Source organism: Streptomyces sp. NPDC093065 (genome assembly GCF_044754585.1).
Lineage (GTDB): Bacteria > Actinomycetota > Actinomycetes > Streptomycetales > Streptomycetaceae > Streptomyces.
The window spans coordinates 16,898-36,166 of record NZ_JBIVPJ010000040.1 but is presented as its reverse complement, the minus strand read 5'-3'; the positions used below and the strand labels follow the sequence as shown (position 1 = coordinate 36,166).

Annotated in this window: 20 protein-coding genes; 4 read left to right on the top strand and 16 right to left on the bottom strand. The window is 72.5% G+C overall.

Annotated features, from left to right (window positions below):
- Window positions 1–205 precede the first annotated feature (205 nt).
- Together ACIQFU_RS37490 and ACIQFU_RS37485 are read left to right on the top strand one after the other, a co-directional pair.
- Entirely contained in the window at window positions 206–427 is a 222-nt protein-coding gene (locus ACIQFU_RS37490; RefSeq protein WP_402557769.1) for a hypothetical protein, read from the top strand.
- Window positions 428–512: 85 nt separating this feature from the next.
- Window positions 513–1,727 carry a TerD family protein gene (locus ACIQFU_RS37485; RefSeq protein ID WP_402557771.1) on the top strand — a complete coding sequence of 405 codons (1,215 nt, stop codon included), beginning with the start codon at window positions 513–515 and terminating at the stop codon, window positions 1,725–1,727.
- Between the two features lie 40 nt (window positions 1,728–1,767).
- Here ACIQFU_RS37485 and ACIQFU_RS37480 read toward each other — a convergent pair whose 3' ends face one another.
- The 4 genes from ACIQFU_RS37480 to ACIQFU_RS37465 form a co-directional block, all read right to left on the bottom strand.
- Window positions 1,768–2,328 (bottom strand): TetR/AcrR family transcriptional regulator, encoded by a 561-nt coding sequence (locus ACIQFU_RS37480; protein ID WP_402557767.1) that lies wholly within the window; start codon window positions 2,326–2,328, stop codon window positions 1,768–1,770.
- A gap of 37 nt (window positions 2,329–2,365) precedes the next feature.
- On the bottom strand, window positions 2,366–3,970 hold the full coding sequence (locus ACIQFU_RS37475) for a TROVE domain-containing protein (protein WP_402557766.1): 1,605 nt from the start codon (window positions 3,968–3,970) through the stop codon (window positions 2,366–2,368).
- Between the two features lie 489 nt (window positions 3,971–4,459).
- Window positions 4,460–5,929: an alkaline phosphatase PhoX gene (locus ACIQFU_RS37470; RefSeq protein ID WP_402557765.1), complete on the bottom strand. Its 1,470-nt coding sequence runs from the start codon at window positions 5,927–5,929 to the stop codon at window positions 4,460–4,462.
- Window positions 5,930–6,200: 271 nt separating this feature from the next.
- Window positions 6,201–7,625 (bottom strand): hypothetical protein, encoded by a 1,425-nt coding sequence (locus ACIQFU_RS37465; RefSeq protein WP_402557763.1) that lies wholly within the window; start codon window positions 7,623–7,625, stop codon window positions 6,201–6,203.
- 319 nt (window positions 7,626–7,944) lie between these two features.
- Between ACIQFU_RS37465 and ACIQFU_RS37460 the strand changes: the two genes are divergently transcribed.
- Window positions 7,945–9,786, top strand: a complete 1,842-nt coding sequence (locus tag ACIQFU_RS37460) for an endonuclease/exonuclease/phosphatase family protein (RefSeq protein WP_402557761.1) — start codon at window positions 7,945–7,947, stop codon at window positions 9,784–9,786.
- Between the two features lie 29 nt (window positions 9,787–9,815).
- Here the strand turns inward: ACIQFU_RS37460 and ACIQFU_RS37455 are convergent, their stop codons facing one another.
- The 3 genes from ACIQFU_RS37455 to ACIQFU_RS37445 form a co-directional block, all read right to left on the bottom strand.
- Complete coding sequence (locus ACIQFU_RS37455; RefSeq protein ID WP_402557759.1) at window positions 9,816–10,523, bottom strand: antibiotic biosynthesis monooxygenase; 708 nt, start codon at window positions 10,521–10,523, stop codon at window positions 9,816–9,818.
- Window positions 10,524–10,730: 207 nt separating this feature from the next.
- Complete coding sequence (locus tag ACIQFU_RS37450) at window positions 10,731–11,195, bottom strand: DUF3618 domain-containing protein (protein WP_402557757.1); 465 nt, start codon at window positions 11,193–11,195, stop codon at window positions 10,731–10,733.
- Window positions 11,192–11,611: a phage holin family protein gene (locus ACIQFU_RS37445; RefSeq protein WP_402557755.1), complete on the bottom strand. Its 420-nt coding sequence runs from the start codon at window positions 11,609–11,611 to the stop codon at window positions 11,192–11,194. Before ACIQFU_RS37445 ends, ACIQFU_RS37450 begins: the two co-directional genes overlap by 4 nt.
- A 160-nt stretch (window positions 11,612–11,771) precedes the next feature.
- Here ACIQFU_RS37445 and dapA point away from each other — a divergent pair, with 160 nt between their 5' ends.
- Entirely contained in the window at window positions 11,772–12,692 is a 921-nt protein-coding gene (gene dapA, locus ACIQFU_RS37440) for a 4-hydroxy-tetrahydrodipicolinate synthase (RefSeq protein WP_402557753.1), read from the top strand.
- Between the two features lie 220 nt (window positions 12,693–12,912).
- Here dapA and dapD read toward each other — a convergent pair whose 3' ends face one another.
- The 9 genes from dapD to sufD form a co-directional block, all read right to left on the bottom strand.
- Window positions 12,913–13,902, bottom strand: coding sequence for a 2,3,4,5-tetrahydropyridine-2,6-dicarboxylate N-succinyltransferase (gene dapD / locus ACIQFU_RS37435; RefSeq protein WP_402557752.1), 990 nt, complete (start codon window positions 13,900–13,902; stop codon window positions 12,913–12,915).
- A 9-nt stretch (window positions 13,903–13,911) separates the two neighbouring features.
- Window positions 13,912–14,505: a TetR/AcrR family transcriptional regulator gene (locus tag ACIQFU_RS37430; RefSeq protein ID WP_402557751.1), complete on the bottom strand. Its 594-nt coding sequence runs from the start codon at window positions 14,503–14,505 to the stop codon at window positions 13,912–13,914.
- Window positions 14,505–14,825 carry a multidrug efflux SMR transporter gene (locus ACIQFU_RS37425; RefSeq protein WP_373902194.1) on the bottom strand — a complete coding sequence of 107 codons (321 nt, stop codon included), beginning with the start codon at window positions 14,823–14,825 and terminating at the stop codon, window positions 14,505–14,507. Before ACIQFU_RS37425 ends, ACIQFU_RS37430 begins: the two co-directional genes overlap by 1 nt.
- A gap of 94 nt (window positions 14,826–14,919) precedes the next feature.
- Window positions 14,920–15,252: a metal-sulfur cluster assembly factor gene (locus ACIQFU_RS37420; RefSeq protein WP_059301801.1), complete on the bottom strand. Its 333-nt coding sequence runs from the start codon at window positions 15,250–15,252 to the stop codon at window positions 14,920–14,922.
- Window positions 15,249–15,719 (bottom strand): Fe-S cluster assembly sulfur transfer protein SufU, encoded by a 471-nt coding sequence (gene sufU, locus ACIQFU_RS37415; RefSeq protein WP_030868583.1) that lies wholly within the window; start codon window positions 15,717–15,719, stop codon window positions 15,249–15,251. The genes ACIQFU_RS37420 and sufU overlap by 4 nt, the downstream gene beginning before the upstream one ends.
- Window positions 15,720–15,736: 17 nt before the next feature.
- Window positions 15,737–16,993: a cysteine desulfurase gene (locus tag ACIQFU_RS37410; protein WP_402557749.1), complete on the bottom strand. Its 1,257-nt coding sequence runs from the start codon at window positions 16,991–16,993 to the stop codon at window positions 15,737–15,739.
- Window positions 16,990–17,754 carry a Fe-S cluster assembly ATPase SufC gene (sufC, locus tag ACIQFU_RS37405; RefSeq protein ID WP_161168736.1) on the bottom strand — a complete coding sequence of 255 codons (765 nt, stop codon included), beginning with the start codon at window positions 17,752–17,754 and terminating at the stop codon, window positions 16,990–16,992. Before sufC ends, ACIQFU_RS37410 begins: the two co-directional genes overlap by 4 nt.
- A gap of 7 nt (window positions 17,755–17,761) precedes the next feature.
- Window positions 17,762–18,079, bottom strand: a complete 318-nt coding sequence (locus tag ACIQFU_RS37400) for a non-heme iron oxygenase ferredoxin subunit (RefSeq protein ID WP_053128856.1) — start codon at window positions 18,077–18,079, stop codon at window positions 17,762–17,764.
- Window positions 18,076–19,260, bottom strand: a complete 1,185-nt coding sequence (sufD, locus tag ACIQFU_RS37395) for a Fe-S cluster assembly protein SufD (protein WP_402557747.1) — start codon at window positions 19,258–19,260, stop codon at window positions 18,076–18,078. The genes ACIQFU_RS37400 and sufD overlap by 4 nt, the downstream gene beginning before the upstream one ends.
- Window positions 19,261–19,269: the final 9 nt, after the last annotated feature.

The window sequence follows — 19,269 nt, the reverse complement described above, 5'->3', positions numbered from 1 at the left end:
GCGGGGCGCGGGGGGGGGGGGGGGCGGCCGCGCCCCCCCCCCCCCCCCCCCCCCCCCCCCGCGGGGCGGGGGGGGGGGGGGCCGGGGCGGCGGGGGGGGGGGGGGGGGGGGGGGCCCCCCCCCCCCCCCCCGGGACGGGAACGGGAAGGGGCGGCGGGGGCGAAAACCCCGAGCCCGCCGCCCCCACCCCCCGTACGATCCCCGCATGCCCCAACCCCACGGCTTCGCCTACACCGCCACCGCGTCCGGCACCGTCCACATCACCCACCACAACCGCCCCGCCACCACCCTCAACGGCTCCCGAGCCGCCCGCTTCCTCGAAGAGGTCACGGCGGGCGACCCGCAGCTGGTCATGGCCCGCTGGACCGGCAACTACAAGCACGGCAACGAACGTACGGCCCGCAACCACCCCCGAAACCGCCGCTGACCGGGCAGGACACGGCCCTGACCCGATTGGCCGCCGGGTAAGGGAACGGTAAAACGCCCTCGCTCGTTCACCCGGCATGACAGCTATGACCCCCGGCTCGAACATCCCCCTCTCCGCCGCCCGCGTGACGGTGGACGTCGCCGCGCCCGTGCGGCTCGACGTATCGGGCCTGCTGCTCACCGCCGACGGCAAGGTGCGCTCCGACGACGACTTCATCTTCTACAACCAGCCCACCGGCCAGGGCGTGACCTACCGCTCCGGCGGCGGCACCGCCCCGGACGCGATCACGGTCGACACCGCCGCCGTCCCGCCGGGCATCGAGAAGATCGTCGTCACCGCCAGCCCGGACGCCGCCGGCCAGACCTTCCAGGGCATCGAACCGACCGCCACCATCCGCAACGCGGACGACGGCTCCGTCCTCGCCACCTTCACACCCCCGCAGCTCGGCACCGAGACCGCCCTGGTGATCGTCGAGGTCTACCTGCGAGGCGGCGCCTGGAAGGCCCGCGCGGTCGGCCAGGGCTACGCCAACGGCCTGGCGGGCATCGCGACCGACTTCGGCGTCACGGTGGAGGAGCCCGCGCCGGCCGCTCCCCCGGCGCAGCCGGCGGCCCCGCAGCGGTCCCACGCGGCCACACCCCCGCCGCCCGCCGCCGCGCCCACGATGCCCGCCACTCCGCCCGCCCCGCCCGCCGCCCCGCCGGCCCCCGCCCCGGGCAGCGGCAAGATCAACCTCGACAAGGGCCGCGTCAGCCTCCAGAAGAACCAGACGGTGTCCCTGGTCAAGGGCGGCCGCCCGGTGCTCTCCCAGATCAAGATGGGCCTCGGCTGGGAGCCGGCGTACCGCGGCAAGGACATCGACCTGGACGCGTCGGTCATCGCCTACGGCCCGCAGCGCAATCACATCGACAGCTGCTACTTCGGCAAGCTCTCCATCGTGAACGGCGCGATCAAGCACTCCGGCGACAACCTGACCGGTGAGGGCGGCGGCGACGACGAGGTGATCGTCGTCGACCTCGGCCGGCTCCCGCAGGAGGTCAGCGGCCTGGTCTTCACGGTGAACTCGTTCTCGGGCCAGAAGTTCACCGAGGTCGCCAAGGCCTACTGCCGCCTGCTGGACGCCGCCACCGGCGAGGAGCTGGTCCGCTTCGACCTCACCAGCGCCGAGCCGCAGACCGGCGTGATGATGGCGAAGCTGATCCGCCAGTACTCCGGCGAGTGGGAGATGACCGCCATGGGCGACTTCATCAAGTCCCGCACGGTCCGCGGCATGGTGAAGCCGGCCGCGCAGGCGCTGTAGCCGACCGGGCCGCAGGGGTGCCCCCGGCCGGGCGGTGCCCCTACGGCCTCGCCAGTCCCTCCATGAGCAGCGCCAGATACCGCCGCACGGCGGCCCCGCCCACCTCGTCGGCCGCCTCGGCCGCCGTCACCACCCCGTGCAGCAGCCGCAGCACCTCGACCGGCTCGACGTCCCGCCGCAGGGCACCGGCCTCCTGCGCGGCCCGCACGAGCCGGGTCGCCGCGCCGCGCACACAGTCGCCGCACGCGGGTCCGCCGCCCGTGACGGCGGTGCCCAGCAGTGCCTTCAGCCCGCGCACCTGAAGCATCCCGGCGGCCAGCTCCTGGAGCCACGCCAGGAGCGCCGCGCCCGGCGCCCGCGCCGCCGCGATCACGTCGGCGCGGGCCGCGATCGCTTCGAGGCGCCCCAGGTAGGCGGCCTCCAGCAGCGCCTGCCGCGTCGGAAAGTGCCGGTAGAGGGTGCCGACGCCCACCCCCGCACGGCGGGCGATGTCGTCCAGGGAGGCACCCTCACCGTGCTCGGCGAACGCCTCCGCCGCCACCGCCAGCAGCCGCTCGCGATTACGCCGGGCATCCGCCCGCATGGGCCTGACCTGCGCCACAGCCCCTCCCTGCACACCGGGCAACCTTCCGGGCACCCTACCGCGCGTGCCCGGTGCGGTCCTCCCACGGCCAGGCGGCGTCCCGGCCCGCCTCGAGCAGCGGAACCATCCGGAACGCGGCGTCGGAGAGCCCGCCGAAGGTGTGCCGGTTCGCCCGGCCCGACGGACCGTGGCCCGCCCGGTACCCGGCGAGGTTCCAGGTGTAGACCGGCACGTTCGCCGGGACCTGCTCGGTCGGGTCGCCGTACCGGCTGTGGGCGTACTGCTCGTCGGTGACGATCAGCACCCGGTCGTGCTTCTTGTAGTGGCGCCGTACCGCCTCGGTGGTGTCGGTGCCACCGAGATCTCCGAAGCGGTCAAGGATCTTCAGCACCGACTCGCCCTCGCGGTACTTCACGCGGTTGCTCGACGAACCGAACTCCACCAGGTCGGCGTCGGCCGCACGCAGCGCCACCGCCGCGCCGAAGACCGCCGCCGCGTCGGCCCGGGTCAGCTCGGAGCGGTCCGACATCCGCGAGTAGAACATCGAGCCCGAACGGTCCACGAGGACCAGCGTCCGGCCGGGCAGCGCGGGCACGTTGGCCAGCGAGTGACCGAGCGCCCGCTCCAGCGGGTACGACCAGCGCAGCGACGGGGCGTGCCGGTACGCGGCGAGGTAGCGGAAGGGGAACTGCCGCGAGCGCGCCACCTCGGCCGGGTCGCTGATCCGCGCCGCCACCCGGTCCGCGACCTCGTCCGAGACACCGGCCTCGTCGAAATTGCGCAGGTTGCGGAGCAGCGCCATCGGCCCCATGGACGGGATCACCGCTTCCCAGGCGGCCTTGTCCATCGGGCCCTGGAGCCAGCCGGCCAGCATCTCCCAGGTGATGCCCGCCGCCGCGAGCCGCTCGGCACCGTCGGGCGCCGTGGCCACCGCGCGCCGCCGGCCGACGGGCAGCGCCATCAGCTCGCGGTGCGCGGTCAGTACACGGTTCGAGGCGGGCGGCACCGCGGTGTCCGGGTTGTGCCGGCGGTCGAGGGCGTACTGGAACAGCTCGCCCTGCCACGGCTTGTCCGGGTCGGGCGCCGCGTGCACCAGGTTGAGGATGTCGCCGAAGCGGAATCCCCTGGACGCGGTGTCGTACTTCAGCAGCGACTTGCCGTGGTACAGCCGTCGTACGGCGTCGGCGACACCCCGCTTGACCGGCTTGGGCACGGCGCGCCCGCAGACCGCGGTCCAGTAGGCGAGCAGCTCGCCGGGCTCGTCGGGCCGCCGCAGCACGGAGGCGACGACCCGCCGGTTCGTCGGCCCGTCGGTGACTCCGGAGTCGAGGCGGGCCTTGACGTACTCGGCGGCGCCGACGATCGAGGCGGTGCGCAGGTTGCCCTCGCCGCGCAACCAGCCGAGCAGCCCGGCCGTCCAGGACGGGTCGGTGACGGCGAGCTCGCGCACGAGGGCGGCGAAGCGGTCGTCGCGGGCGGCGCCGGACTCGTAGAAGGTCTGCTGGGACACGAAGTCGGCCACCGCGAGCAGGTAGAGCTCGGAGCGCGCGTCGCGCTCGGTGCCCCGGCCGCCCTCGCAGGTGCGCAGCACCCGGCCGGTCGAGGTCACGCGCGAGGTCGGCTGCGTCTTCGCGGCGGTCCTGGAGTTGAATCGCGCCATGGTGAATTCCCCCGAATTCTCGAATGCTCGAACGTTTTCGGAGGGAGACACGGCAGCAGAAGGGTGCCCGAGGTCTGAATCGGCGACGGGACTGTCCGGATGCTCTGCCGAATTGAGCTACACCGACCCGAAGTCGATGACGGGACTCGAACCCGCAACCGTCCGGTCAAAGGAAGTATCCGCTGCCTGCGCACCGGGCACTCTTCGCTGCTGCGCCTCCCGAGATCAAGTGGACGGCGGCATGGGATTCTTTGGAGAGAAGAAGTAGCCGCGGCCCGCGCACCGGGAAGTGCGTGAAGTCTTGGGTGTCCAGAGTTCAGGTCGGCGGAACCGACAAGGTGCTCCAACCTCTGAGCTACACCGGCGCGTTGTGCCGGTGACGGGATTCGAACCCGCGGCCGCCCCATTATGAGTGGAAGTAGGTCCTGCCTTCGCACCTGGACGTTCATCACTCTAAAAGGGCGGCCGTCGCTCGGGCGACCGAATTAATTACCGGCGCTTCTGGCGCTTCCACGGGCCCGTGATAGCCAGCATGATGCCCGGCGTCTGGATGTTGGCGTAGAGGGTCCGGCCGTCGGGCGAGAAGGTGACGCCGGTGAACTCGCTGTACTCGGGGTCGTCCTCGGTGCCCAGGTTCAGTTCGTTGCGGGCGATGGGGTAGGTGCGGCCGCTGTCGGTGGCGCCGAACAGGTGCTGGACGCCCTCGCCGTCCTCGGCGACGACCAGGCCGCCGTACGGGGAGACGGTGATGTTGTCGGGGCCGTCGAAGGCGCCGTCGGCGGACGGGTCGGGGTTGACGCCGAGCAGCACCTTCAGGGTCAGGGTGCGGCGCTTGGGGTCGTAGAACCAGACCTGGCCGTCGTGCGGGCGGCCGGGGCTCTCGTCACGGGCGTAGGAGGAGACGATGTAGGCGCCGCCGTCGGCCCACCACATGCCCTCCAGCTTGCGTGCGCGGGTGACCTCGCCCGCGGTGAACTGCTTGCGCACGGAGGTGGTCCTCGCGTCGCGGTCGGGGACGTCGACCCAGTCGACGCCGTAGACGGTGCCGGTCTTCGTCGCGCGGGAGAGGTCGTCGACGAACTTGCCGCCGGAGTCGAAGCACTTGAAGGCCTGGAGGACCCCGGCGTCGTCGGCGAGGGTGCGCAGCCGGCCGCGGCCGTGCCGGAAGTGCTCCGGCGGGGTCCAGCGGTAGAGCAGGCCGTTCGGGCCGGAGGCGTCCTCGGTGAGGAACAGGTGGCCGCGCTTGGGGTCGACGACGACGGCCTCGTGGGCGTAGCGGCCGAGCGCCTTGACCGGCCGGGGGTCGCGGTTGGCGCGGCGGTCCTCGGGGTCGACCTCGAAGACGTAGCCGTGGTCCTTGGTCATGCCGTTGGAACCGGCCCGGTCCTCGGTCTCCTCGCAGGTCAGCCAGGTGCCCCACGGGGTGCTGCCGCCGGCGCAGTTGGTGGCGGTGCCGGCGATGCCGACCCACTCCGCGACGTGGCCGCCGCGGCGGACCTCGACGACGGTGCAGCCGCCGGCGGCGGCCGGGTCGTAGACGAGGCCCTCGGTGAGCGGCACGGGGTGCGGCCACTCGTCGCGGTGGCCGCCGAGTTCGTGGTTGTTGACGAGGAGGGTGGTGCCGCGCGGGCCGTCGAAGGTGGCGGTGCCGTCGTGGTTGGACGGGGTGTACTCGCCGGACTCCAGCCTGGTCCGGCCGGAGTAGGTGATGATCTCGTACCGGAAGCCGGCGGGGAGGGCGAGGATGCCGTCCGGGTCGGGAACCAGCGGTCCGTAGCCGACCCCGCCGTGGTGGTGACCGTGGTCGTGGCCGCGGCCGTGCTCCTCCCCCGTGCCGTCGGTGTCCGTGGACGCGAGGGCGTTCGGGGCGGTGGCGAGGGCGCCGACGCTGCCCGCCAGCACGACTCCGGCGCCGGTGAGCGCGGATCGGCCGGCAAAGTCCCTGCGGGTGAGCGACATGGTGTCTCCTGTGACGGTGGGCGGGCCGTGGAGGGTGGCGGACCTCGGTCCGGCGTCACGGTTCCGCCCGCGTCTGAACGGGACTCCCGCCGGTCCCTGAACGGGAGTTGAACTGGCGAAGACCTCTCCGGCCCCCGGCACACCACCCACGGACGCCCAGACGGCCGCCACCTGGCCCGCCGCCCGCCGCCCCCCTCGGCCGCCGGCCACCACGCCGGGGCGGCTCCCCGGGACGGCGGGGCGGGGCCCGGTGCTCGCTGTTCCGGGCCCGTCAGCCGCCCTGCTGGGAGCGTGCCTTGAACGCCGCCTTGCGGGCCTCCTTGGCGATCTTCTTGTCGGGGTGCAGCCGCCCCATCGCCTCCAGGACGTCCGGCGTGGCCGGGTGCTCGACCCGCCAGGCCGTGTCGAAGAAGCCGCTGTGCTGCTGGGCCAGGCCCTCCACCAGGGCGCGCAGTTCCTCGGAGTTGCCCTCGGCGGCGAGCTGCGCGGCGACCGTGTCGACGGTCAGCCAGAAGACCATCTCCTGCGGCGGGGCCGGCACGTCCCGGGCGCCGTGCTCGGTGAGCCACACCCGGGCCAGGCCGCCCAGTTCGGCGTCGTCGAGGACTTCCCGCAGCGCGGGCTCGGCCTCCGCGCCGACGAGGGAGAGCGCCTGCTGGCAGCGGAGCCGGCGCAGCGGCGCGCCGGTGTCGGAACCGCGGGCCGCCGCGAGGAGTTCGCGGGCGGCGTCGAGCGGGCCCCGTCCGGCCAGCCACAGCTCGGTCTCGGCGTGGGCGGCGGCCGGCGGGAAGGGGGCGGTGCCGTCGAGCAGCGCGTCGGCGCCCTTGCCGGCGAGGTCGCCGACGGCGGGTGCCTCGAAGCCGGCGTCCAGGAGCCGGGCGCGCAGCCCGTACAGGCCGAGCGGGGTGAGCCGCACCATGCCGTAGCGGGAGACGTCGGCCTCGTCGACGGGGGCGGCCGGCTCCTCGTCGGCGTCGGCCATGAGCGCCTCGTCGACCGGCTGGTACTCGACGAGGCCGATCGGCTCGAGCAGCCGGAACTGGTCGTCCAGGCGCATCATCGCGTCCGACACCTGCTCCAGGACCTCGTTGCTCGGCTCGCCCATGTCGCTGGGCACGATCACGGAGGCGGCCAGCGCGGGCAGCGGCACCGGGGCGTCGCCGGGGCCCTCCTCGCCGACGGTGAGCAGGTAGAGGTTGCCGAGCACGCCGTCGAGGAACTCGGACTCGGCGTCGGGGTCCCAGTCGAGGGAGGAGAGGTCGACCTCGCCGCCCTCGGCCATCGCGTCGACCAGGTCGTCGAGGTCGGGCACGCTCGCGTCGGCGAGGACCGCCTCCAGGGCGGTGAGCCAGACGCCGAGCACGTCCTGGGGGGAGCCGGTGAGCAGGGCGAGGTCCTCGCCCGTGGCCACGGTGCCGGCCTCCTCGTCGGTGATGTCGACGAGCCCGGTGTCCACGGCGATCCGCCAGGCCTCGCTCGCGTACGCGGCGGCGTCGTCCCCGCTCAGCCCGAGCTGTTCGGCCGCCGCGGGCAGCTGTTCCTCGACGAGTCCGCCCCCGGCGTCGACGCGGGTGCCGGGGCCGGCCCAGCGGGCCAGCCGCACGGCCCGGGCCAGCACGGGCGCGGACAGCGCGTCGCGGGCCAGCTCCGCTTCGGGGCGCAGCCGTGCGGGCGGCAGGGTGGAGCTGTCTGACATCGGAAGTTTCTCCTCGCGCGCCTTTCGACCGCCGTACGGCCCCGCCCGGAGCTCATCCGGATCCGGGCCGCGTACGGCTCAACGGCTCAGCCTAGACGGGTTTCCACCCATGCCGCCCGGTTCATCTCCCCGACGGGTGGTGTACATGGCCGAAACCTTGACAACCGGCGTGACCAAGCAGGAGATTGACGCGCGTAGAAAGCGGGGGCGGGCCGGGGGGACAGGTGTTCACTCAGGTCCCACCTGTCCGGTGTGCGCCCGGTTGCCCCTCGCACCCCGCCCTCGTCCCGGTGCCACGACACGTCCCCGGAGGGATCCGTTGGCCAGCAAGTCCTCCGCGCGCCTCGCCGCGCTCACCGTCGCCGCCGTCTGCTCGGCGGCGTCCACCGTCGTCCTCACCGTGCCCGCGCACGCCGGTTCCGCCCCGGCCGACCCCGTGCGCGTCCACGACATCCAGGGCAGCACCAGGCTGTCCCCGTACGCCGGGAAGCAGGTCACGGACGTGGCCGGAATCGTCACCGGCGTCCGCGACTACGGCTCCTCCAAGGGCTTCTGGATGCAGGACCCGCGGCCGGACGCCGACCCGGCCACCAGTGAGGGCGTCTTCGTCTTCACGAGCAAGGCCCCCGAGGTGGCCGTCGGTGACGCGGTCACCGTCTCCGGCACGGTCTCGGAGTACGTGCCCGGCGGCACGTCCTCGGGGAACCAGTCGGTGACCGAGATCACCCGCCCGGCGGTCGCCGTCGTCTCGAGCGGCAACGCGGTCCCCGCCCCGACGACCGTCTCCGCCCGCTCCGTGCCGCGCGCGTACGCCCCCGAGGGCGACCGGAGCGCGAACGGGTCGGTCAACGCCCTGCCGCTGAAGCCCGCGAAGTACGCCCTGGACTACTACGAGTCCCTGGAGGGCATGAACGTCCGGGTCGCCGACGCCCGTGTGGTGGGCGCCTCGGACCCGTACACCGAGCTGTGGGTCACGGTGAAGCCCTGGGAGAACCCGAACCGCCGCGGCGGCACGGTCTACGGCTCCTACGACGACCAGAACACCGGCCGGCTGCAGATCCAGTCGCTGGGCACGCCGGCCGACTTCCCCGCCGCCGACGTGGGCGACACGCTGGCCGGCACCACCGCCGGTCCGATGGACTACAACCAGTACGGCGGCTACACCCTGGTCGCGGGCGAGATCGGCGCCCTGGAACGCGGCGGCACGGAGCGCGAGTCGACGCGCCGGCAGAGCGGACGCGAGCTGGCGGTGGCGACGTACAACGTGGAGAACCTCGACCCGTCGGACGACACGTTCGCCGCGCACGCCGAGGCGATCGTGCACAACCTGAAGTCGCCGGACATCGTGTCGCTGGAGGAGATCCAGGACGACAACGGCGCCACGGACGACGGCACGGTGACGGCCGACGCGACGGTCGGCAAGCTGATCGACGCGATCGTCGCGGCCGGCGGCCCGCGCTACGACTGGCGGGGCATCGACCCGGTCGACAAGGCGGACGGCGGCGAGCCCGGCGGCAACATCCGCCAGGCGTTCCTGTTCAACCCCGAGCGGGTCTCGTTCACCGACCGGGCGGGCGGCGACGCCACCACGGCGACCGGGGTGCGCAAGGTGCGCGGCAAGGCGGCGCTGACCCTCTCCCCCGGCCGGGTGGACCCGGCGAACCCGGCCTGGGAGGACAGCCGCAAGCCGCTGGCCGGCGAGTTCGTCTTCCGCGGCCGGACGGTCTTCGTGGTCGCCAACCACTTCAACTCCAAGGGCGGCGACCAGGGTCTGACGGCGCAGTACCAGCCGCCGTCGCGCGGTTCGGAGACCCAGCGCCACGCCCAGGCGAAGGTGGTGAACACCTTCGTCAAGGGGATCCTGGCCGCCCAGAAAAACGCGGACGTCGTCGCCCTCGGCGACATCAACGACTTCGAGTTCTCGAAGACCGCCCGGCTCCTGGAGGACGACGGCGCCCTGTGGTCGGCGGTGAAGTCGCTGCCCAGGAGTGAGCGCTACTCGTACGTGTACCAGGGCAACAGCCAGGTCCTGGACCAGATCCTGGTCAGCCCGTCGGTCCGCCGGGACGGTCACCTGTCCTACGACAGCGTGCACGTCAACAGCGAGTTCCACGACCAGATCAGCGACCACGACCCGCAGGTGCTGCGGTTCCGTCCGTAACAGGGCCCCGGTGGGGGGCGGGTCCGGCTTCAGCGGGGCACGAGGCCCAGCGCGTGGTCGTAGCGGTTGACCGTGCTGTTCTTCAGGCCCGGCCAGTTCTGCACCCGCTCCCACTGGGGGGTCGCCGAGCCGACACCGTCGCCGGGTGCGGCGAGGGCGTCGAGGTGGGCCCGCGCGCTCTCCCACTCGGCGTAGTTGAGGACGCGGGTGCCGTCGGTGCCGAGATGGAAGTGGGCGGAGATGCCGCCGGGGCGCGGGTTCGGCTCGCTCTCCAGTGCCTCGAAGACGGCGTCGACCCAGGCGCGCTGCCGGTCGGCGTCGGGCGACTCGAACTCGACGTCGACGATCACGATGCAGCCGGGGGCGACGGCCGCGGCCCGGTCCTCGCGGGTCGCGCTGCGGTAGCGCCGGTACCTGCCGAGCCCGAGCCGTTCGATGCCCGGCACGGCGGTGTCGATCTCGTCGACGCGCTCCTGCCGGTGTGTCTTCGCGAAGGCCTCGTACGCCTGCTCGCTCGCCCACTGGGAGTGGTGCAGCAGGGTGCTGCCGTCGTGCCCGGTGTAGACGTGGTAGCCGCGCAGGTCTTCGCCGGGCCAGGGCCGCCTCCCCCAGGCGCGGGCGATGGCGTCGACGGTCTGCCGCTGCCGTTCCGGCGTGCCCACCCTCCAGGTGCTGAAGAAGGGCGCCAGGACGTCGGGGCGGTCGAGCCGGGGATGGGCGTCGGTGCGGCGGGTCATGCCGGCCTCCGGTGATCGTGGGGTCGTCGGGTGCGCGGTGTGTACGCGCGGTCGGTGCACACGGCCGCTGGACACGACCGGTGCACGCACCACCCTCCGACCTCGACCAAGGTTGAGGTCAAGCCTCTGCCGGTTCCGGCGGGACGCACGTGGCGAGGGGCCCCGCCCGGAGCCCCTCGCCACACCGCGTCGTTCCCCGTGCGCGCCTCAGCAGTGCCCGTGCTGACGGCGCCGCACGAGGCTCGCCGCGACCACCACGCCCGCCGCCGCCCCGGCGACCAGCACGGCGCGCGGGTGACCGAGCCCCGCGCGCACCGCGCCCCGCGCCCGTCCCGGCGGGGTGTGCAGCTCCGCGGTGTCCCGGGCGCGGTCCGCCTTGTCGTGCGCGGCGTGACCGGCCCGGCCCGCCCTGCCCTGCACGGCGTGCCCGGCATGCGCGGCGGAGCTGCGCAGTTGCACGCTCATGGCACCGGCCTTGTCCTTCAGATCGGCGGCCCGGGCCTTGGCTCGGCCCTTCACGTCGGCCTTGCCCGCCAGCTCCTCCACGGTGTCGCCGAGCTGTCCGCGGGTCTGTTCGATCTGCTGCCGCAGCTCGTCGGGGCCTTTGGCCCCGCCGACCGGCTGCGCGGTGGAGCCGCTCCTCGTACCGTCCCGGCTCGTCGCGTCGGTCATCGATGTGCCCTTTCCCTGATCTGGTCCACGTCGGCCCTGACGCTGCCGAGGGCTTCCTCGGGCTTGGGTGGCACGGCCCGGCGGAGCTGGGCGCGACCGGTCATGGCCAGTACGCCGGCGATCACGAAGAGCGCCGCCGTGACGATGAGCGCCGCCGCCCATACGGGCAGTACCAGCGAGAGCGCGGCGGCGGCCGTGCCGGCCAGGGCGAACAGGCCCACGTAGGCGATGGCGCCCGCGGCACCGAGCATTCCGCCGCCGCGCCCGGCCCGCTTGCCCTTCTCCGCCAGTTCCATCTTGGCGAGGGCCACTTCCTGGCGCACGAGCCGGGAGAGCTGTTCGGTGGCCTGCCCGACGAGTTCGCCCACGGAGTGCTGCTCGTCGCGCACCGGCCTGGTGTGCATGGTTCCGGTCACGGTGTTCCCGCCTCCTCTCGGTTCGGAGCACCCCGGGTACCCCGGCGCGGACGGCACTACCCGCACCGGCACGGCACCCCCTCACGCTGAAGCATTCCTTACATACACCTCGTAGAAGAATTAAGTGGAGCTACACCATCGGTCGGCCGACACTACTCCCATGACGACAGAAGACGACCGCCGCGCCCCCTTCGGCCGCACCCTGTGCGCCATGGTCACGCCCTTCACCGAGTCGGGCACCCTCGACCTCGACGGTGCCCGGCGCCTCGCCGAGCGGCTGGTCTCGCGGGGCTGCGACGGCCTCGTGCTGTCCGGCACCACGGGCGAGTCGCCGACCACCACGGACGCCGAGAAGGCGGCACTGGTGACGGCGGTCAGGGAAGCCGTCGGGGACCGCGCCGCACTCGTCGCGGGGATCGGCACCGCGGACACCCGGCACACCGTGGAACTGGCCGTGGCCGCCGAGAAGGCCGGCGCGGACGGACTCCTGGTCGTCGCCCCGTACTACAGCAGGCCCCCGCAGGACGCCCTGGAGGCGCACTTCCGCGAGGTCGCCGACGCGAGCGGCCTGCCGGTGATGCTCTACGACATCCCGGGCCGCACCGGCACCCGCATCGAGCCCGACACCCTGGTCCGACTCGCCGGGCACCCGAGGATCGTCGCCGTCAAGGACTGCTCGTACGACCTCCTCGGCACCCAGAAGGTGCTGTCCCGCACCGGTCTCGCGTACTACGCGGGCTGCGACGAACAGGTCCTGGCCCTCTACGCGATCGGCGCGGCGGGCTGTGTCAGCACCGTCGCCAACGTCGCGCCGGAGCTGTTCCGTGCCGTCCTGGACGCCTTCGACGCGGGCGACACCGGGCGGGCCGCTCTGCTCCAGCGCCGGGCGGTCCCGCTCATCGAGGCGATGACGGCGTCGGGCCTGCCCGGCACGGTCACCGCCAAGGCCCTCCTCGGCGCGCTGGACCTGCCCGCGGGCCCGGTCCGCGCACCGCTGCGGCCCGCGGACCGGGAGACCACGGCCGGCCTGCTGACCGCCCACGCGGAACTGACCGCCGGCACCGCTCAGTTCCGGGCGTAGCCGTCCCCGAACAGCAGGGTGTGCTCCAGCACGTCCACCGGCGGCCCCGGCGGCCCACACCGGCCCACGGCACACCGGCACCGCGGCGCCCACCCTGGCCGGCAGGCGCGCCACACCCCGCTCGCTCTTCTTCCCAGGCGTTCATCCGCCACGGCCACTCGTCCGTACGTGCGAGCGCCCTCCCCGCGACGGGCAGGAAGGGCGCTCGGCGGACGTGCCGTCAGTTGTGGCTGTGCAGTACCTCGTTCAGGCCCCCCCACACCGCGTTGTTCGGGCGGGCCTCGACCGTGCCGGTGACCGAGTTGCGGCGGAAGAGGATGTTGTCGGCGCCGGAGAGTTCGCGGGCCTTGACGACCTGGCCGTCGGGCATCGTGACGCGGGTGCCCGCGGTGACGTAGAGGCCGGCCTCGACCACGCACTCGTCGCCCAGCGCGATCCCGACGCCCGCCTCGGCGCCGACCAGGCAGCGCTCGCCGATGACGATGCGGACGTTGCCGCCGCCGGAGAGGGTGCCCATGGTGGAGGCGCCGCCGCCGATGTCGGAGCCGTCGCCGACGACGACGCCGGCGGAGATGCGGCCCTCGACCATCGAGGTGCCGAGCGTGCCGGCGTTGAAGTTGACGAAGCCCTCGTGCATGACGGTGGTGCCCTCGGCCAGGTGTGCGCCGAGCCGGACGCGGTCGGCGTCGGCGATGCGCACGCCCTTGGGGGCGACGTAGTCCGTCATGCGGGGGAACTTGTCGATCGAGGTGACCTGGAGGTGCAGGCCCTCGGCGCGGGCGTTGAGGCGCACCTTCTCGATGTCGTCGACGGCGACCGGGCCCAGTGAGGTCCAGGCGACGTTGGCGAGGTGGGCGAAGATGCCGTCCAGGCTCTGGCCGTGCGGCTCGACCAGGCGGTGGGAGAGCAGGTGCAGGCGCAGGTAGACGTCGTGCGTGTCGACCGGCTTCTCGTCCAGCGAGGAGATGACCGTGCGGACCGCGACCACCTCGACGCCCCGGCGGGCGTCCGGGCCGACCGCCGCGGTGGCGCCGCCGCCGAGGAGTTCGGCGGCCTGTTCGGCGCTCAGGCGCTCGGTACCGGACGGGCCGGGCTCGGCGGTCAGTTCGGGGGCCGGGAACCAGGTGTCGAGGACGGTGCCGTCGGCGGCGATCGTGGCGAGGCCGGCGGCCACGGCGCCGGTGGTGCGGGGAGCAGTCGTGTCGGTCATGAGGGCAACCTAACCGGCGGTCGCCGGTGGATGCGAGCCGGGACCCCGGCCGTCTCGGGTGCCGGGCGCGGGGACCAGCCGGGCCAGCACCTCCCGGGCGTACTCCTCGTCGTACGGCGTGTCCGTCAGCAGGACCTGGAGGCAGATGCCGTCGAGTACGGCGACCAGGGCGCGGGCCGTGGTGGGGTCCGTGCGGGCGGCGAGCAGGGCGCCCACGCCCTCGGCCCACTCCGCGGCGACCGGGCGCAGCGCGGGGCGGCGCAGGGCGGCGAGGTACAGCTCGTACTCCAGCTCCACGCCGGTGCGGTCGCCGCCGAGCCATTCGCCGAGGACGCGGGCCAGTTCGGCGGGCAGGTCGGACTCGGGGTCGCAGAGCGCGGGGTGGGCGGCGACGACCTTGGCGAAGCCCTCGTTGGCCTGGCGCAGGGCGGCGACCATGAGGTCGTCGAGGGTCGCGAAGTGGTAGGTGGTGGAGCCGAGCGGCACGTCCGCCTCGGCGGCCACGGTGCGGTGGCTGAGCCCGGCGATGCCCGCACGGCCGACGACGCGGATCGCGGCGTCGATGAGGCGCTGTCGGCGCTCGGGGTCGTGGCGGCGGGGCATCAGTGCGCCCCGCCCAGATTGAGGACGACGACACCGATGATGATCAGCGCGATCCCGGCGGCCTTGGTCGCCGTCATCCCCTCCCCCATGAAGGCCATCCCGATGGCAGCGATGGCGGCCGTGCCCACCCCGGCCCAGATCGCGTAGGCGGTCCCCATGGACAGGACCTTCAGGGTCTGGGCGAGCAGTGAGAAGGAGAGCAGGTATCCGAGGGCCGTCAGCAGGGAGGGCACCAGTCTGCTGAAGCCCTCGCTGTACTTCATGGCGGTGGTGCCGGCGACCTCGGCGGCGATGGCTCCGGCCAGGAGCAGATATCCCATGTGTACGAGCGTACATAACGGGGACGGGCGCGGACACGGGAACGGCGACACCCGAGGGTGTCGCCGTTCTCCGAAACGAGGTCGCCGGTGTGGCTCAGACGTTGAACCCGAGCGCGCGCAGCTGCTCGCGGCCGTCGTCCGTGATCTTGTCGGGGCCCCACGGCGGCATCCAGACCCAGTTGATGCGCAACTCGCTGACCAGGCCGTCCGTGGCGGACTTGGCCTGGTCCTCGATCACGTCCGTCAACGGGCAGGCCGCCGACGTCAGCGTCATGTCGATCGTCGCGATGTTCGCGTCGTCGACGTGGATGCCGTAGATCAGGCCGAGGTTGACGACGTCGATGCCCAGCTCGGGGTCCACGACGTCCATCAGGGCCTCGCGGAGTTCCTCCTCCGAGGCCGGCTTCATCTCCAGGGTCTCGCTCATGCCGTCGTCTCCTTCTCGGCGTCGGCGCCGTCCAGCGCCTGGGCCGTCGCGTCCTTCCAGGCCATCCAGCTCAGCAGGGCGCACTTGACCCGGGCCGGGTACTTCGAGACCCCGGCGAACGCGACCGCGTCCTCCAGGACCTCCTCCATCGCGTCGTCGGGCTCGATCCTGCCCTTGGACTGCATCAGCTCCAGGAAGGTCTCCTGGATCCGCTGCGCCTGGGCCAGGTCCTTGCCGACCAGCAGGTCGTTCAGCACGGAGGCGCTCGCCTGGCTGATGGAGCAGCCCTGGCCCTCGTAGCTGACGTCGCTGATCGTCGTGCCGTCGTACTTCACGCGGAGCGTGATCTCGTCCCCGCAGGTGGGGTTGACGTGGTGGACCTCGGCGTCGCCATCCCGCAAGCCCCGCCCGTGCGGGTTCTTGTAGTGGTCCAGGATGACTTCCTGGTACATGGAGTCCAGCTTCATGCTCTTCGCTCGTCCCGTCAGCCGAAGAAGTTCCGTACGTGCTCCAGGCCGTCGACCAGTGCGTCGATCTCGGCCGGCGTGGAGTACAGATAGAACGACGCTCGCGTGGTCGCAGGAATTCCGTAGCGCAGGCAGACGGGGCGGGCGCAGTGGTGGCCGACCCGGACCGCGATGCCCTGCTCGTCGAGGACCTGGCCCACGTCGTGCGGGTGGATGTCCCCCAGCGTGAAGGAGATCGCCGCGCCGCGCTCCTCGGCCGTGGTGGGGCCGATGATGCGCAGGTCGGGGACCTCCAGCAGGCGCTTGACCGCGTACTCGGTCAGCGCGTGCTCGTGGGCGAGGATCCTGTCCATGCCGATCGAGTTCAGGTAGTCGATCGCGGCGCCCAGGCCGACCGCACCCGCGATCGGGGGCGTGCCCGCCTCGAACTTGTGCGGGGCAGGTGCGTAGGTGGAGGAGTGCATCGAGACGGTCTCGATCATCTCGCCGCCGCCGAGGAACGGGGGCAGGTCCTCGAGCAGCTCCTGGCGGCCCCACAGGACGCCGATGCCGGTCGGGCCGCACATCTTGTGGCCGGTGAAGGCCACGAAGTCGGCCTGGAGGGCCTGCACGTCCAGCGGCATGTGCGGTGCGGCCTGGGAGGCGTCGACGCACACCAGCGCGCCGACCTCCTGGGCGCGGCGCACGATCGCCTCGACCGGGTTCTGGGTGCCCAGGATGTTGGAGACCAGCACGAAGGAGACGATCTTCGTCTTCTCGGTGATGACCTCGTCGATGTTGGACAGGTCCAGGCGGCCGTCGTCCGTGAGACCGAACCAGCGGAGCTTCGCACCGGTGCGCTGCGCGAGCAGCTGCCACGGCACGATGTTGGAGTGGTGCTCCATCTCCGTGATGACGATCTCGGTCTCGTGGTCCACGCGGTAGGGGTCGTCGGCCCAGCCCAGCATGTTGGCGACCAGGTTGAGGGACTCCGAGGCGTTCTTGGTGAAGATCACCTCGTTGCGCGAGGGCGCGTTGATGAACTCCGCGACCTTGTCACGCGCGCCCTCGTACAGCGCCGTGGCCTCCTCGGCGAGGACGTGCACGCCACGGTGGACGTTGGCGTTGTGCTGCTCGTAGTACTCGTCGAGCACGTCGATGACCTGGCGGGGGGTCTGCGAGGTCGCGGCGTTGTCGAGGTAGACGAGTTTCCGGCCGTCGTGGACCTGGCGGTCCAGGATGGGGAAGTCCTTGCGGATCGCCTCGGTGTCGAGGAGGCCCGGCAGCTGTGTCACTCGGATGCGCCGCCCTTCGTGTATGCCTCGTAGCCCTCGGCCTCCAGCTTGTCGGCCAGCTCGGCGCCGCCGGACTCGGCGATGCGGCCGTTGGCGAAGACGTGGACGTGGTCGGGCTTGATGTAGCGCAGGATGCGCGTGTAGTGCGTGATCAGCAGGGTGCCGACCTCGCCGGTCTCGCGGACCCGGTTGACGCCCTCGGAGACGACGCGCAGGGCGTCGACGTCCAGGCCGGAGTCGGTCTCGTCGAGGACCGCGATCTTCGGCTTGAGCAGCTCCAGCTGAAGGATCTCGTGGCGCTTCTTCTCACCGCCGGAGAAGCCCTCGTTGACGTTGCGCTCGGCGAAGGAGGGGTCCATGTTGAGGCGCTCCATGGCCTCCTTGACCTCCTTGACCCAGTGCCGCAGCTTGGGGGCCTCGCCGCGGACGGCGGTGGCGGAGGTGCGCAGGAAGTTGGAGACGGAGACGCCGGGGACCTCGACCGGGTACTGCATGGCGAGGAAGAGGCCGGCGCGGGCGCGCTCGTCGACGGACATCTCCAGGACGTCCTCGCCGTCGAGGGTGACGGTGCCGCCGGTGATCGTGTACTTGGGGTGACCCGCCAGCGAGTAGGCGAGGGTCGACTTGCCGGAGCCGTTGGGGCCCATGATGGCGTGCGTCTCGCCCTGCTTCACGGTGAGGTCGACGCCCTTGAGGATCTCCTTCGTGGCGTTGTCGGCCTCGACGGTGACGTGCAGGTCTCGGATTTCAAGCGTTGCCATGGGTGCCTCAGGACTCCTGGGTGAGGGAGACGAGCACGTCGTCCCCTTCGATCTTTACGGGGTAAACGGGGACGGGGCGCGTCGCCGGAAGGCTGTCGGGCTTGCCGGAGCGGAGGTCGAAGCGCGAGCCGTGCAGCCAGCACTCGATGTGGCAGTCGTCGACCTCGCCCTCGGCCAGCGAGACGTTCGCGTGCGAGCAGATGTCGTTGATCGCGAAGACCTCGCCCTCGGTCCGCACGACGGAGATCGGCGTGCCGTCGAGTTCCACCCGCTTGGGGGTGTCCTCCTCCAGCTCGTCCGCTCCACAGACGCGTACGAAGGTCATGCGACCGACGCCTCCAGCTCTTCCGCGATCTTGGCGAGCAGGCGCTCCTCGATGTCCGCGACGCCGATCTGCTGGACCAGCTCGGCGAAGAAGCCGTGGACCACCAGGCGGCGGGCGTCCAGCTCGGGGATGCCGCGGGCCATCAGGTAGAAGAGCTGCTCGTCGTCGAAGCGGCCGGTGGCGGAGGCGTGGCCGGCGCCGACGATCTCGCCGGTCTCGATCTCCAGGTTCGGCACCGAGTCGACCCGCGCGCCGTCGGTGAGGACGAGGTTGCGGTTCATCTCGTAGGTGTCGGTGCCCTCGGCCGCGGCCTCGATGAGCACGTCGCCGATCCACACCGCGTGCGCGTCGTCGCCCTGGAGCGCGCCCTTGTAGACGACGTTGGACTTGCAGTGCGGGACGTTGTGGTCGACCAGGAGGCGGTGCTCCTGGTGCTGGCCGGCGTCGGTGAAGTACAGGCCGAACAGCTCGGCCTCGCCGCCGGGTCCCGCGTAGGCGACGCGCGGGTGGAGGCGGACCAGGTCGCCGCCGAAGGTGACGACGAAGGACTTGAAGGTCGCGTCGCGGCCGACCAGCGCGTTGTGCTGGCCGACGTGGACGGCCTTGTCGTCCCAGTCCTGGACGGAGACGACGGTCAGCTTGGCGCCGTCGCCCAGCACGTAGTCGACGTTGGCGGCGAGCACCGCGTCGCCGGTGTGGTCGATGACGACCACGGCCTCGGCGAAGGCGCCCAGCTCGACGACCTGGTGGGCGTAGGCGGTGCCGCCCTCGCCGTGCACGGCGATGCGGATCGGCTCGGCGAGGACCGTCTCCTTGGGGACGGTGATCACGCCGGCCTTCTCGAACGCCGAGTAGGCCTGGGCGGCGACCCGGTCCACGGGGGTACCGGCCCGGCCGATGCGCGCGTCGTCGCGGCCGACGGTCTCGACGACGACGCCCTCGGGCGCGTCGATGTCGACCTTCACGCCGTCGCCGGTGGCGACGGCGGTGCCGTCGTGCAGCCCGCGCAGCCGCTCCAGCGGGGTGAACCGCCACTCCTCCTCGCGGCCGTGGGGGACCTGGAAGTCCGCCACGTCGAAGGACGCGGGTGCGCTCATGCGCGTGGCGACGGTCGACTCGGCGGCCACCGCGATCTGGCCCGCGGTGGTGGACCCCACGGGGATGTTCTGAGCCTCAGCCATGGCTGTCGG

Coding starts and splice junctions, on each gene's coding strand:
- ACIQFU_RS37490 (WP_402557769.1), top strand. CDS start 206: ATGCCCCAACCCCACGGCTTCGCCTACACCGCCACCGCGTCCGGCACC.
- ACIQFU_RS37485 (WP_402557771.1), top strand. CDS start 513: ATGACCCCCGGCTCGAACATCCCCCTCTCCGCCGCCCGCGTGACGGTG.
- ACIQFU_RS37475 (WP_402557766.1), bottom strand. CDS start 3,970: ATGGCGCGATTCAACTCCAGGACCGCCGCGAAGACGCAGCCGACCTCG.
- ACIQFU_RS37470 (WP_402557765.1), bottom strand. CDS start 5,929: ATGTCGCTCACCCGCAGGGACTTTGCCGGCCGATCCGCGCTCACCGGC.
- ACIQFU_RS37465 (WP_402557763.1), bottom strand. CDS start 7,625: ATGTCAGACAGCTCCACCCTGCCGCCCGCACGGCTGCGCCCCGAAGCG.
- ACIQFU_RS37455 (WP_402557759.1), bottom strand. CDS start 10,523: ATGACCCGCCGCACCGACGCCCATCCCCGGCTCGACCGCCCCGACGTC.
- ACIQFU_RS37450 (WP_402557757.1), bottom strand. CDS start 11,195: ATGACCGACGCGACGAGCCGGGACGGTACGAGGAGCGGCTCCACCGCG.
- dapA (WP_402557753.1), top strand. CDS start 11,772: ATGACGACAGAAGACGACCGCCGCGCCCCCTTCGGCCGCACCCTGTGC.
- dapD (WP_402557752.1), bottom strand. CDS start 13,902: ATGACCGACACGACTGCTCCCCGCACCACCGGCGCCGTGGCCGCCGGC.
- ACIQFU_RS37430 (WP_402557751.1), bottom strand. CDS start 14,505: ATGCCCCGCCGCCACGACCCCGAGCGCCGACAGCGCCTCATCGACGCC.
- ACIQFU_RS37425 (WP_373902194.1), bottom strand. CDS start 14,825: ATGGGATATCTGCTCCTGGCCGGAGCCATCGCCGCCGAGGTCGCCGGC.
- ACIQFU_RS37420 (WP_059301801.1), bottom strand. CDS start 15,252: ATGAGCGAGACCCTGGAGATGAAGCCGGCCTCGGAGGAGGAACTCCGC.
- sufU (WP_030868583.1), bottom strand. CDS start 15,719: ATGAAGCTGGACTCCATGTACCAGGAAGTCATCCTGGACCACTACAAG.
- sufC (WP_161168736.1), bottom strand. CDS start 17,754: ATGGCAACGCTTGAAATCCGAGACCTGCACGTCACCGTCGAGGCCGAC.
- ACIQFU_RS37400 (WP_053128856.1), bottom strand. CDS start 18,079: ATGACCTTCGTACGCGTCTGTGGAGCGGACGAGCTGGAGGAGGACACC.
- sufD (WP_402557747.1), bottom strand. CDS start 19,260: ATGGCTGAGGCTCAGAACATCCCCGTGGGGTCCACCACCGCGGGCCAG.